13 protein-coding genes are annotated in these 13,152 nt (G+C 61.2%); 11 read left to right on the top strand and 2 right to left on the bottom strand.

Annotated elements, in window-relative coordinates:
* Nucleotides 1–26: 26 nt before the first annotated feature.
* On the bottom strand, nucleotides 27–914 hold the full coding sequence (locus FN060_RS10335; RefSeq protein ID WP_142587960.1) for a MurR/RpiR family transcriptional regulator: 888 nt from the start codon (nucleotides 912–914) through the stop codon (nucleotides 27–29).
* 163 nt (nucleotides 915–1,077) lie between these two features.
* Here FN060_RS10335 and FN060_RS10330 point away from each other — a divergent pair, with 163 nt between their 5' ends.
* The 8 genes from FN060_RS10330 (at nucleotide 1,078) to FN060_RS10295 (ending at nucleotide 9,846) form a co-directional block, all read left to right on the top strand.
* Nucleotides 1,078–1,872 carry an N-formylglutamate amidohydrolase gene (locus tag FN060_RS10330; protein ID WP_142587959.1) on the top strand — a complete coding sequence of 265 codons (795 nt, stop codon included), beginning with the start codon at nucleotides 1,078–1,080 and terminating at the stop codon, nucleotides 1,870–1,872.
* Between the two features lie 67 nt (nucleotides 1,873–1,939).
* Complete coding sequence (locus FN060_RS10325; protein ID WP_142587958.1) at nucleotides 1,940–2,449, top strand: TRAP transporter small permease subunit; 510 nt, start codon at nucleotides 1,940–1,942, stop codon at nucleotides 2,447–2,449.
* The gene (locus FN060_RS10320) at nucleotides 2,446–3,771 is read left to right on the top strand and encodes a TRAP transporter large permease (protein ID WP_142587957.1); all 1,326 of its coding nucleotides are present in this window, start codon (nucleotides 2,446–2,448) and stop codon (nucleotides 3,769–3,771) included. Before FN060_RS10325 ends, FN060_RS10320 begins: the two co-directional genes overlap by 4 nt.
* Nucleotides 3,772–3,873: 102 nt before the next feature.
* Entirely contained in the window at nucleotides 3,874–4,920 is a 1,047-nt protein-coding gene (locus FN060_RS10315) for a TRAP transporter substrate-binding protein (protein ID WP_142587956.1), read from the top strand.
* Between the two features lie 69 nt (nucleotides 4,921–4,989).
* Nucleotides 4,990–6,360 (top strand): glutamine synthetase family protein, encoded by a 1,371-nt coding sequence (locus FN060_RS10310; RefSeq protein WP_142587955.1) that lies wholly within the window; start codon nucleotides 4,990–4,992, stop codon nucleotides 6,358–6,360.
* A 40-nt stretch (nucleotides 6,361–6,400) separates the two neighbouring features.
* Nucleotides 6,401–7,786: an aldehyde dehydrogenase family protein gene (locus FN060_RS10305; protein WP_142587954.1), complete on the top strand. Its 1,386-nt coding sequence runs from the start codon at nucleotides 6,401–6,403 to the stop codon at nucleotides 7,784–7,786.
* Nucleotides 7,783–8,928, top strand: a complete 1,146-nt coding sequence (locus tag FN060_RS10300) for an iron-containing alcohol dehydrogenase (protein WP_142587953.1) — start codon at nucleotides 7,783–7,785, stop codon at nucleotides 8,926–8,928. Before FN060_RS10305 ends, FN060_RS10300 begins: the two co-directional genes overlap by 4 nt.
* Nucleotides 8,929–9,129: 201 nt before the next feature.
* Entirely contained in the window at nucleotides 9,130–9,846 is a 717-nt protein-coding gene (locus FN060_RS10295; RefSeq protein WP_142587952.1) for a ParA family protein, read from the top strand.
* A gap of 50 nt (nucleotides 9,847–9,896) precedes the next feature.
* On the opposite strand, the gene FN060_RS10290 is transcribed toward FN060_RS10295, so the two are convergent.
* Nucleotides 9,897–11,288, bottom strand: a complete 1,392-nt coding sequence (locus FN060_RS10290) for a L,D-transpeptidase (RefSeq protein WP_142587951.1) — start codon at nucleotides 11,286–11,288, stop codon at nucleotides 9,897–9,899.
* Nucleotides 11,289–11,452: 164 nt separating this feature from the next.
* On the opposite strand from FN060_RS10290, the gene FN060_RS10285 reads away from it, so the two are divergent.
* From FN060_RS10285 to FN060_RS10275, 3 genes are all read left to right on the top strand, one after another.
* Nucleotides 11,453–12,292: a DUF4432 family protein gene (locus tag FN060_RS10285; protein ID WP_142587950.1), complete on the top strand. Its 840-nt coding sequence runs from the start codon at nucleotides 11,453–11,455 to the stop codon at nucleotides 12,290–12,292.
* Nucleotides 12,293–12,366: 74 nt separating this feature from the next.
* Nucleotides 12,367–12,705 (top strand): protein tyrosine phosphatase family protein, encoded by a 339-nt coding sequence (locus tag FN060_RS10280; protein ID WP_142587949.1) that lies wholly within the window; start codon nucleotides 12,367–12,369, stop codon nucleotides 12,703–12,705.
* Between the two features lie 57 nt (nucleotides 12,706–12,762).
* On the top strand, nucleotides 12,763–13,104 hold the full coding sequence (locus FN060_RS10275) for a RidA family protein (RefSeq protein ID WP_142587948.1): 342 nt from the start codon (nucleotides 12,763–12,765) through the stop codon (nucleotides 13,102–13,104).
* The last annotated feature ends 48 nt before the right edge of the window (nucleotides 13,105–13,152 follow it).

Genomic DNA, 13,152 nt, shown 5'->3' with positions numbered 1-13,152 from the left:
TGCACTGCAGGCTTTTCGCCGGCCGTTCATTCCAGCTTGTGTCGGTGCGGACGGCGGAAAAGTCGCGATTGCTCGAAGAGCTCTTCGAGCGAGGTCATGCGTTCGCGCGTCCTGTCCCAGGTGGCGCTCTGCACGGCTTCGATCAGTGCCTCGACGAGAAAGAGAGTCACGACCGAGGAATCCCAGGCGCTGGGCGCTTCTATCCGGGCGCGGAAAGTGTGTTGGGCATGTTTGGCGACCGGCGAGCCCCAGATGTCGGTGATCAGGATGATCACGACGCCGTTCTGCCTCGCAACTTCCGCCAGGGTTGCCATTTCCTGCTCGTAACGGCGGATGTCGAAGATCACCAGGACATCGCCGCGGTTCATGTTCAGCACATGCTGCGGCCAGGAACTGGAATTGTTCGAGATCAGCGTCGTCCTGGGGCGGATGACCTGCATGTGGGTGAAGAAGTATTCCGCGAGCGCCCCGGTGATGCGACCACCGACGAAGTAGATGCTGCGATCAAGGTCGCCCAGCAGTGCTGCCGCGCCTTCGAATGTCTTGGTATCCAGGTCGGAGAGGGTGTCGCGTAGGTTGGCAGTTACCGCTTCCGCGAAGCGATTGAGGATGTGCGTACCCGGTGCGTTCAGCGCCCATCGATCATGCTTGGTAATCGGATTGGAGATCGTTTCCTCAAGCTCGTGGTGCAGGTGGGACTGGAATTCCGGATATCCCTTGAAGCCGAGCTTCTGCACCATGCGGGCAACTGTGGGCGTGGAAACGCCTGCGTTCTCCGCAATTGTCGTGATGCTCCCGAGGCCGGACACCGGATAATTCTCCAAGATCCTGTCGGCCAGCTGCCTTTCGGCACGCGTCAGGCTGTCGTAGCGGGTGCGGATGACATCCGAGACGGTGCGTGCGGCGGTTGGCACTGATGCTGTTCCCTTCCGGTCTTCGCCGGTTGACAAGATTTAACTCTTCTTTCCGCCGGCGAGTCAATGCGCGTGATGAAGAGAAATTTTCAGAGCTGCATTGACGGAGGAGGGAAGATGAAGAATTCTCTTCGGCGTGTTCCACACTTGCGCTCCGGACGACATGCTGGCCGAAACAACATTCTTCACGGAAAATGACGGCGAGCCAGTCGCAATCGAAAACGCCCGGGGACGGGGCGACGTGCTCCTCGTTTGCGAGCATGCTTCGCGCAGACTGCCGAAACGCTATGGGACGCTCGGCCTATCTGAAGACGCGCTTGTGTCGCACATCGCCTGGGATCCGGGTGCGCTCGCGGTTGCGCGGCTCATGTCGAAGCAGCTTGACGCCACACTGATCTACCAGCGCTTTTCCCGGCTTGTCTATGACTGCAATCGCCCACCGGAATCGCCCGCCGCCATCCGCGACGTCAGCGAAGTCTTCCGCATTCCGGGCAATGAGAACCTGTCGGAGGCGGAGAAGTCGCTGCGCACCACCTCGCTCTACCTGCCTTTTCAGGGCGCGATCCGCGACGAGATTGCGGCGCGACGGGCGAGGGGGCTGCAGACGGTGCTCGTCACGGTTCACAGCTTCACGCGCGTCTATTTTGGGCAGGAGCGGGCAGTGGAAATCGGCATCCTCCACGATACGGACAGCCGTCTGGCCGACAGGATGCTGCAGGCAACCGGAGGGACGTCCCCTTACCGACTGGAACGGAACGAGCCTTATGGCCCGGCAGACGGCGTGACGCACACGCTCGAACTTCATGCCTTGCCTGCCGGACTTTTGAACGTGATGATCGAAGTCCGCAACGACCTGATCGCCGACGAGGCTGGCCAAGGCGCGGCGGCAGACTTCCTCAGCAAACTGCTGAGGGAGAGCATTGGAACGCTGACCAAGAACAACAAGAATGGCGGCTGACGAGGTGGAACGGACTGGGAGAATGAAAGGGTGTACGATCACAACATGCTAGCAGCGGCGGGCGCCGATGCCTGACGTGCTGAAGACTTACGTGCGCGTTGTCGACCGCTTCAATCGCGGGGTCGGCCGCGTGACCATGTACCTTATCTTCGTGATGATGGGCATCCTCCTTTGGTCGTCCATGTCGAAGGCATTTTTCCTGCCTTCGCTCTGGACGCTGGAGATGGCCCAGTTCGTGATGTCGGCCTATTTCCTGCTTGGCGGCGCCTATTCGCTGCAGCTCGACTCGCATGTCAGGATGGACCTTGCCTATGGCCGGTGGTCGCCGCGGACGAAGGCGATTGTCGACGTGGTCACCATCTTCATGCTGTTCACCTACCTGTTCTTCCTCCTCTATGGCGGCATTTCGAGCACCAACTACGCGATCCAGTATAACGAGACCAGCTACTCGTCCTGGTCGCCGTACATGGCGCCGATCAAGATCGTGATGGTGATCGGCATCTTCCTCACCCTCCTGCAGGCGACCTCGATCTTCATAAAGGATCTGGCAGTTGCGCTGGGGAGGCCGCTTACATGAGTGCTGAACTGATCATCCTGTTCATGTTCTCTTCCATGCTGCTCAGCATGCTGACGGGTCAACGCGTCTTTGCCGTGATCGGATTCGTAGGCGTCGTGGCTGCGGCCATTCTGTGGGGCAATGGCGGTTTCGAACTTGGCTTCTCGGCTGCGATGAAGCTGATGAAGTGGTATCCGCTCCTGACGCTGCCGATGTTCATCTTCATGGGCTACCTCCTGTCGGAGTCCGGCATTGCGGAAGACCTCTACAAGGCCTTCCACGTCTGGATGGGCGGTCTTCGCGGCGGCCTCGCCGTCGGCACGATCGGCCTTATGGTCATCATCTCGGCGATGAACGGCCTCTCCGTTGCCGGCATGGCGATCGGCGCGACGATCGCACTGCCGGAACTGCTCAAGCGCGGCTACGACAAGACTATGGTGACCGGCGTCATCCAGGCGGGCAGCTCGCTCGGCATCCTGGTGCCGCCAAGTGTGGTGCTCGTGCTCTACGGAATGATCGCCCGCCAGCCGGTTGGCCAGCTCTGGCTTGCTGGTGCCTTTCCAGGCCTGCTCCTGGCTGCCCTGTTCATCATCTACGTCGTCATCCGCTGCCATCTGAACCCGGCACTGGGTCCAGTGCTCCCCAAGGAAGAGCGGAACATTCCGCTGTCGGAAAAGCTGAAGCTGCTTCGCGCAGGCGTCCTGCCGTTCCTTATCTTCTTCCTGATGATGGGGCTTTTCCTGATGGGCTATACCAGCCTCGTGGAAAGCTCCGCGGTCGGCGCGCTGTCCGCTCTGGTTGTGGCCGCCGTGAAGGGACGGCTCGGCAACGGCGTCTTGACGCGGACGATCGAGCAGACGCTCGGCATCACCTGCATGTTCATGTGGATTATCCTCGCCGCACTCTGCTTCGGCGCGGTCTTCGACGGGCTGGGCGCGGTGCGCGCGATCGAGGGACTGCTGGTCAACGATTGGGGCCTTTCGCCCTGGACGATCCTCATCCTGATGCAGCTGTCGTTCATCCTGATGGGCATGTTCCTCGACGATACGGCCATGCTCGTCATCGTCGCGCCTCTCTACATCCCGCTGGTCGGCAAGCTCGGCTTCGACCTGATCTGGTACGGCGTCCTCTACACGATCACCTGCCAGATCTCCTACATGACGCCGCCGTTCGGCTATAATCTCTTCCTGATGCGCGCCATGGCGCCGCCGGAGGTTTCATTGGGAGACATCTACCGTTCGGTCTGGCCTTTCGTCATCATCATGATGATCGGGCTCGCCATCATCATGGCGTTTCCGCAGATCGCACTCTGGCTGCCGGAGCATGTCAATGTTCGCGGCTAGCGCACTCGGAACATCAACAAGAGAGCCCGGGCAACGGGCCGGCTTCGCACCGGACAACTTGGTGCGGCGTGACTGTATCAATCATCAACAGAGGGAACAGACATGACCAACAGAAGACAATTCCTGAAGACGGCGGGTTTGACCGCCGCGGCAGCCGCACCAGCCATGCTGGCCGCACCACATGTTAAGGCGCAGGCGCCGATCCGCTGGCGGCTGCAGACCTATGCGGGCCCGGCGCTTGCCGAGCACGTGATCAAGCCGGCAATCGACTCCTTCAACAAGATCGCCGAAGGCCAGATGGAGATCGAGCTCTACACGGCCGACCAGCTCGTTCCCACGGGCGAGCTTTTCCGCGCCATGCAGGCCGGCACCATCGATGCTGTCCAGTCCGACGACGATTCGATGAACTCGCCGGTCGATATCAAAGTCTTTGGTGGCTATTTCCCGTTCGCCTCTCGATACAGCCTGGACGTCCCGACGCTGTTCCACCAGTACGGCCTGAACGAGATCTGGGACGAGGCCTATAGCGAAGTCGGTGTGAAGTGGCTTTCTGCCGGTGCCTGGGACCCGTGCAACTTCGCCACCAACAAGCCGCTGAAGAGCCTTGAGGACCTCAAGGGCCTGCGCATCTTCACCTTCCCGACAGCCGGGCAGTTCCTCAACCGCTTCGGCGTCGTCCCGGTCACACTCCCGTGGGAGGACATCCAGGTCGCGATGCAGACCGGCGAGATCGACGGGATCGCCTGGTCCGGCATTACCGAGGACTACACGGTCGGCTGGGCCGACGTGACGAAATACTTCCTCACCAACAACATTTCCGGTGCCTGGTGCGGGTCGTTCTTCGCCAATGCCGATCGCTGGAACGAGGTGCCGGACAATCTGAAGGAGCTCTTCAAGCTCACCATGGATTCCTCGCACTACTACCGCCAGCACTGGTACTGGGGCGGCGAAGCCAAGCTGCGCGTCGAGGGCACGAAGCTTGAGCTGACGACCATTCCCGACGAGGAATGGAAGACGGTCGAGGCGGAAGCCCTGAAATTCTGGGACGAGATCGCCGCGACAAGCCCCCGCGCTGCCAAGGTCGTGGAGATCCTCAAGAAGTATCGCGAGACGATGGAGAAAGCCGGACCTCCGTACCGATATAGCTAAATCAGCCGGGGACGGGGCCGCTGTGGCGGCCCCGTCCCTCCTCCGATCTTCGTCCCGATGGAAGCCTCCATGACCGCCACCTACACATTTGATGACCTGAAACGCGATGTCGCGGATGGTCGGATCGATACCGTACTCGCCTGCCTCGTGGACATGCAGGGCCGCCTGATGGGCAAGCGCTTCCAGGCGCAGTTCTTCGTTGAAGGCGCCTATGAGGAAACCCACAGCTGCAACTATCTGCTCGCCACCGACATGGAGATGGAGACCATTTCCGGCTACAAGGCGACGAGCTGGGAAAAGGGCTATGGCGACTATACGATGAAGCCGGACCTTTCGACGCTGCGGCGCATTCCCTGGCTCGAGGGAACCGCCCTGGTCCTCTGCGACGTTCTCGACCACCACACCCATGAAGAAGTACCGCATTCGCCCCGCGCCATCCTCAAGAAACAGGTGGCCCGGCTCGAGGCCATGGGCATCAAGGCCTTCATGGCGACGGAACTCGAGTTCTTCCTGTTCGACCAGACCTATGAGCAGGCCCACGCGTCCGGCTACCGCAATCTCAAGCTCGCCAGCGCGTACAACGAGGACTACCACATCTTCCAGACGAGCAAGGAAGAGGAGGTGATGCGGGCAATCCGCAACGGGTTGCAGGGCGCCGGCATCCCGGTGGAGAACTCGAAGGGCGAGGCCTCGGCCGGCCAGGAGGAGATCAATGTCCGCTACGCCGATGCACTGACCATGGCCGACCGCCACGTGATCATCAAGAACGGCTGCAAGGAGATCGCCTGGTCGAAAGGCAAGGCGATCACCTTCCTTGCCAAGTGGAACTACAATGCCGCCGGTTCCTCCTCCCACATCCATCAGTCGCTCTGGAGTGCTGACGGCAAGACGCCGCTCTTCTTCGACAAGGATGCCGAGCACGGCATGTCGGAGACGATGAAGCACTACATTGCGGGGCTGCTCGCTCATGCCGGCGAGATCACCTACTTCCTGGCGCCCTACATCAATTCCTACAAGCGCTTCATGGCCGGCACGTTCGCGCCCACCAAGGCGATCTGGTCAAAGGACAACCGCACGGCCGGCTATCGCCTCTGCGGTGACTCGACCAAGGGCATCCGCATCGAATGCCGCGTCGGTGGCTCGGATCTCAATCCTTATCTTGCCATGGCCGCGCTCCTTGCAGCCGGCATCGACGGGATCGAGAACAGAATGGAGCTCGAGCCGGCCTTCGAGGGTGATGCCTATGGCGGTAAGGACATTCGTGAAATTCCGCACACGCTGCGCGACGCGACGGCGCTGATGTCCGGCTCAGCCATGCTGCGCTCCGCCTTCGGTGACGACGTCGTCGACCACTATACCCGCGCCGCCCAGTGGGAGCAGGAAGAATACGATCGTCGCATCACCGATTGGGAAGTGGCGCGTGGCTTCGAAAGGGCCTAGTGCTCGACCGACAAGATCATAAACGACAGGAAGTGTGATCATGACCATGATCCAATGCATTTCGCCGGTCGACGGCTCGGTCTATGCCGAGCGACAGGCCATGGGTTTCGAGGAGGCTGCTGCGGCCGTTGACCGTGCCCGCAAGGCGCAGAAGAGCTGGGCCAAGCGGCCACTCGAGGAACGCGTCCAACTCGTCCTGAAGGGTGTCACCCGGCTGAACGAGATGGCCGAAGAAGTGGTGCCCGAACTCGCCTGGATGATGGGCCGCCCTATCCGCTATGGCGGCGAGTTCAAAGGCTTCAACGAACGCTCCAACTACGTCGCCTCGATCGCCGCCGATGCGCTGGCGCCGATGGTGGTGGAGGAGAGCGCGAGCTTCGAACGCCGCATCGAGCGCGAGCCCCATGGCGTCGTCTTCGTCATCGCCCCCTGGAACTACCCCTACATGACGGCGATCAATACCGTGGCGCCGGCGCTGATGGCCGGTAATACGGTCGTCATCAAGCATGCCTCGCAGACGCTGCTGGTCGGCGAGCGGCTGGTGCGCGCCTTTGTTGAGGCAGGCGTGCCGGGGGACGTCTTCGTCAACCTCTTCCTCGACCATAACACCACCTCGGCACTGATCGCCGCCGGCAAGTTCAACTTCATCAACTTCACCGGCTCGGTGGAAGGCGGACGCTCCATCGAGCGCGCAGCCGCAGGCACCTTCACCGGGCTCGGCCTCGAGCTCGGCGGCAAGGATCCCGGCTACGTCATGGAGGACGCCGATCTCGATGCGGCTGTCGACACGCTGATGGATGGCGCCACCTACAATTCCGGACAGTGCTGCTGCGGTATCGAGCGCATCTATGTGCACGAATCGCTCTACGATCGGTTCGTCGAGAAGTCGGTCGCCTGGGTCTCGAACTACAAGCTCGGCAATCCCCTGGAGCAGGAGACGACGCTCGGGCCGATGGCGAACAAGCGTTTCGCAAAGGTCGTCCGGGAGCAGGTGGCGGATGCCGTTTCGCGCGGCGCGAAGGCGCTGGTCGATCCGAAGCTCTTTCCGGCCGATGACGGCGGCGCCTATCTGGCGCCGCAGGTTCTGGTGGATGTCGATCACTCCATGTCGTTCATGACCGAGGAGACCTTCGGTCCGGCCGTCGGGATCATGAAGGTGAAGACTGACGACGAAGCGATCGCGTTGATGAACGACAGCAAATACGGACTGACGGCATCGCTCTGGACGCAGGATGCGGAAAGGGCGGGGCGGATCGGTCGCGAGATCGAAACTGGTACCGTCTTCATGAACCGCGCCGACTATCTCGATCCGGCGCTTTGCTGGACCGGCGTCAAGGAGACCGGCCGTGGTGGCTCACTCTCCGTCCTCGGCTTCCATAACCTGACCCGACCCAAGTCCTACCATCTGAAGAAAGTCACGAAATGAACATCGTCGCGAACTGGAGCTATCCGACCGCCGTCAAGCTCGGCCGGGGCCGGATCAAGGAACTGGCCGACGCCTGCAAGTCGCTCGGCATGAAGAAGCCGCTTCTGGTCACCGACCGTGGACTTGCTTCAATGGCGATCACCAGTCATGCGCTGGATGTTCTGGAGGAGGCGGGCCTCGGTCGTGCTATTTTCGCCGACGTCGATCCCAATCCGAACGAGAAGAACCTGGAAGCAGGCGTGACGGCGTTTCGCGATGGCGGGCACGATGGCGTGGTGGCCTTCGGCGGCGGTTCGGGCCTCGACCTCGGCAAGGCGGTTGCCTTCATGGTTGGCCAGACGCGGCCAGTCTGGGATTTCGAAGATATCGGTGACTGGTGGACGCGCGCCAGCACCGAGGGCATCGCACCCATCGTTGCGGTACCGACGACCGCCGGCACTGGGTCGGAAGTCGGTCGCGCCTCGGTGATCACCAATTCCGAGACTCATGTGAAGAAGATCATCTTCCACCCGAAGTTCCTGCCCGGCGTCGTGATCGCCGATCCTGAACTGACGGTCGGCATGCCGAAGATGATCACGGCCGGCACCGGCATGGACGCTTTCGCCCACTGCCTGGAAGCCTATTGCTCGCCCTTCTACCACCCGATGAGCCAAGGAATTGCGCTTGAGGGCATGCGGCTGGTCAAGGAATTCCTGCCGCGCGCCTACAGGGACGGGACCGATATCGAGGCGCGCACCAACATGATGTCCGCTGCGGCCATGGGGGCTGTTGCCTTCCAGAAGGGTCTTGGCGCGATCCATTCGCTGTCGCATCCGATCGGTGCCGTTTACAACACGCATCACGGCATGACGAATGCGGTTGTCATGCCGCCGGTGCTGCGCTTCAACCGGTCGGCGATCGAAGAGAAGATTGAGCGTGCGGCCGCCTATCTCGGTATCAGCGGAGGCTTCGACGGCTTCTACGACTATGTCCTGTCGCTCCGGGCGGAACTCGGCGTACCGGAAAACCTGACGGCTATGGGTATCGGTCAGGGTCGAATCGACGAGCTCGCCGCCATGGCGATCGAGGATCCGAGCTGCGGCGGCAATCCTGTGCCGATGACGCTGGAGAACACTCGGCAACTCTTCGTCGACTGCTTCTGAAGCCGATCCGCTTGGCCGATTCGCAAAGCCCCGAAGCCGATGCTTCGGGGCTTTTTCATGCCGCCGCGACAAATCATCCCTTATATCGTCGACTGCTAAATTTACCCTTTGTTAACCATGATTAAGCAAGGTGGCGTCAATGCACCATGCCTCCCAGGTGCGCATCTGAGCGATGCGGCTCATGCCCTTCAAGGATCGAGAATGCCCGTAATTTCCTTTGCCAACGCCAAGGGCGGTGCCGGAAAGACCACCGCAGCACTTTTGCTCGCCACCGAACTGGCCGGTCAGGGCCACCGCGTGGCAATCATCGACTGCGACCCGCAGCAGTGGATCACCCAGTGGGCGGAGATTTCCGGCCCGCTCCATAACCTGGAGGTGATCTCGCAGGTGTCCGTCGCGTCCCTGCAGTGTCATTTGCGAGAAATGCGGGATCAGGTTGATTTCTTCGTTATCGATCTAGCGGGTGCGAGGGACGCACTTGTAACGACCGCGATCGGCCTGTCCGACCATGTCATGATCCCCGTCCAGGGATCGGCAATGGACGCCAAGGGCGCGGCGCAGATTCTCGACCTCTTGGCCATGATGAAGGAAAAGGCCAATCTTGCCATTCCCCATTCCGTTGTCCTCACCCGCGTCACGTCCATGGTCACGACCAAGGCGCTGCTGGCGATCAAGGGGCTTCTTGCGGCCCGCGGCGTGAACGTCCTGAACACGCCCATCGGCGAACGTATCGCCTTCAAGGAGCTCTTCGAGACAGGGGGTACGCTGCGTACCCTAGATGCAGCAAAGGTGAGCAACCTCGACAAGGCGCGGGAGAACGCCGCCGCCTTCGCCCAGGAGGTGGTGCGCCTGATGCCGGCAAGGGTTGTTCGGTCGGGAAAATCGCGGCTGGTCGCCTCAGGACGCTTGGCAGCCTGAACTGACCGTAAGACCTGCTCCCACGAAGAAGGCGCCAGAGGCGCCTTTTTCTATTCCACGAACTCGACGCTGACGCCGGGCTTGACCATCTTGGCCAGTTCGGTTGCGTCCCAGTTGGTCAACCGGATACAGCCGTGGCTGTTGGTCTTGCCGATCTTCGACGGCTCCGGCGTACCATGGATCCCGTAGCTCGGCTTGGAAAGGGCGATCCAGACCGTTCCGACCGGCCCATTCGGGCCAGGCGGAATCTGCAGGATCTTGTCGTTGTTGCCCTGCTTGAAGTTGACCTTGGGATTGTAGGTATAGCCCGGGTCGAGCGCTACGCGTTCCACCGTATGGGTCCCCGTGGGCGAGGGGGTGTCGGTCGAGCCGATCGTGGCCGGATAGGCGGCGATCAGTCCGCCGTCTTCACCATAGGCGAAGACCTGCTTCTTGCTCTTGTCGGCGACGATGCGAGTGACGCTATCCTTCTTCGGCTGTCCGGGATTGACGACCTTGATGATCGTGCCGGGGATAGAGAAGTCCTTGCCCGGATTCAGGGCCTTCAGGTAGCTCTCGTCCATGTGGAACTGCTCGGCGAGCTTTTCGCTGGTCGAGGTATAGGACATGGCTGGCATCTGGGCCTTCTGCCCGTAATCGTCCGGAATGGATGCGACGAAGGGGCCCGCCGCATCGGCAGCGGTGATCGTGTAGTCGACCATCGGCAAGCCGCCGGAATAGGCGAGCCGTTGCAGGATGTCCTCGGAGTTGTTGGGATCGAGCGTTTCGCCCGTCATCTCCTGCCAGGCGGCGATCGCCTTGTTGACGTTGTCGCCGAGATGACCATCGATGACGCCGGGAGAGATGCCTTCCCGGTCGAGGAAGACCTGCAGGGCGGCAATCTCCGCCTGCGGCTTCTTGGTGACCGCGATGATAGGCTTCTCCGTTTCCATAGGCTGGGCCGGTTGCCGATCGCGCTCGATAGACGCGAAGTCATCCTGCGGTTCATCCGGGAAGGGCTGATCCTCAAGAGGTAGCCGGGTAATGGAGCCGCGATCCGGCACCGTGCCGGTTATTTCTCCGGGCTCGCCTGGACGATATTCGCGGTAATCCCGGTATCCTGCTTCGTCGCGGTAGCGGCGATAGTCCGAGGGTGGCGGCGGGTACCGGTCGATGCTGCGCGAACCATAGCCGTCCCGTGACACTTCGGTGGCGATCACCTCGCCATATCGGTCGATGAGTATCCGGCGGCCCGAGCGGTCGCGGGTGATCACGACTTCGCCCTGTTCGGGCACATAGTCCAGGATGCTGCCGTCGGGTGCGACGAGAAGCATATCGCTAGCGTATGGATCGTAGATCACCTGGGCGGAGACCACCGAAGCGCCCTGCGCCACCAAGGCTGCAATACCGAGACCAGCAGTGAGAAGCCGTTTCACGTTGTCACCGACCTTCTTGTTGAACATGAATGAAATCACCGAACAGGATAAACGTTCCGGCCGGTACTTCGCCTGCCACAGACAAGCGAATTTTGACGCTAGTGTGAAAAAGGTGAATTCGTGGTGAACGTGACGTTAACATTCGATCACGTTCTGGTAACGGAGTCGTTCTCGGATCTTGGAGAAGTGAAATGAAGGTCTTTTCCGCAGCTGCTGGTCCTCGCCTCTTTCTCGACGACAGCTCCGTCCTCGACATCGGCTCCTGTTTCATCGGCAAGATTGATGTCGCTCCGGGGCGGGCGATCCCGGATGATGGCGATCCGAGGATAGATCATTCCCTTGAGGGTTTCCTTTTCACCTGCGGCCCCGACCACATCCGCCATCCCGAACCGATCGAGGGTCGAAAGGATGGGAGCAGGTACCCGTTGCATGGCTCCTTCTCCTCGCATCCGGCGCAGATCCTTTTCTGGGATTGCCAGGACGGGGATGCCGAGTGCCGGGCGACGGTTCCGGTCGCTCTTGCCGACGGGGGGCACGCGCTCCTCGAACGTCACTGGCGCATCGACGGCGAGAGCGGAGAGGTATGCCTCTCCGATCGCCTAACCAACACAGGAACAAAGTCGTTTCCGCCGTTCCACATGTATCACATGAATATCGGAGCCTGGCTGTTTGATGGTGAGGTCAGACTGAGCGGCAAGATGCTGGAAAACGACAGCCTTCCGTGGAATTTTGGGGAGGATCCGGGCGGTGTGTTCTGCGTTTCTGCGGCGCAGGATGGAGGAGACTGGGCTGAGATCGCGCTGGGACCGATCGCGGCCATCGGCGGACTCACCCTCAAGGTGAAGTTCCGGACAGACACGCTGCCGTGGCTGCAGATATGGCGCAACCAGCAGGCACCGGCACACGTGCTGGGCATTGAACCGGTCTCGCACCGCTGGGTCGGTCGCCACGAACTGGCAGAGCGCGGGGAACTGCAGCCGCTGAGACCTGGCGAGAGCATCGACTACGGCCTTCGCTTCTGCTTCGCCTGAGCCCGGCTCGATTGACGCCCTGCCGGCTGCGGCGTAAGGGATCACCCAAGACAACGAGCCGGAGGAACGAGCCCATGGATATCCGCCAGATCAACGACGAATACGCCGTGACCGGACAGATCCGGATCGAGGATCTCGAAGAGATCAAGGCGATGGGGTTCAAGTCCATCGTCTGCAATCGGCCGGACGAGGAGGAACCGGGCCAGCCGCGCTTCGCAGATATTGCCGCCAAGGCGGAAGAACTTGGCCTTGAGGTGAAGCACGTACCGGTGGGCCGCATGGGCGTCGACGCGCAGGCGGTTAACGGCATGGTGGACGCGCTCGATGAAATGCCGCGGCCAATGCTTGGCTATTGCCGCTCCGGCGCCCGCTCCACGGCGATCTACGAAAAGAGCCAGCATCTGCGCGGCTAGTCTTCCCGCGGCCGGTTCCTCCGGCCAGTCTTCAGCTCGAAACTTCCAGGAGCATTTATGAGCATCAAGCGCATCGAACAGGGCGCCCGCATGAGCGGCGCTGTCGTCCACGGCAACACCGTCTATCTCTCGGGCCAGGTCGGCGAGGGCGAGACGGTCAAGGAGCAGTGCGAATACGCATTGCGCGAGGTCGATCGCCTGTTGGCTGCCGCAGGCTCCGACAAGTCGAAGATCCTGCAGACGCTGATCTATCTCTCCGACATGTCCTATTTCGCCGAGATGAATGCTGTCTGGGAAGCCTGGGTCGATCCGGCCAATACGCCGGCGCGCGCGACCAGCGAGGCGAAGCTCGCCGCACCGAAGTACAAGGTCGAGTTCACGGTCACCGCCGCCGTCTGAGCCGTGACAATCCGAATCCGGAAGCCGGCGCATCTGTCTGATGCGCCG

It is taken from the genome of Pseudorhizobium halotolerans (genome assembly GCF_902153235.2).
Lineage (GTDB): Bacteria > Pseudomonadota > Alphaproteobacteria > Rhizobiales > Rhizobiaceae > Neorhizobium > Neorhizobium flavum.
The sequence above is the reverse complement of the archived record's forward strand: the minus strand, read 5'-3'. Positions and strand labels throughout refer to the sequence as shown.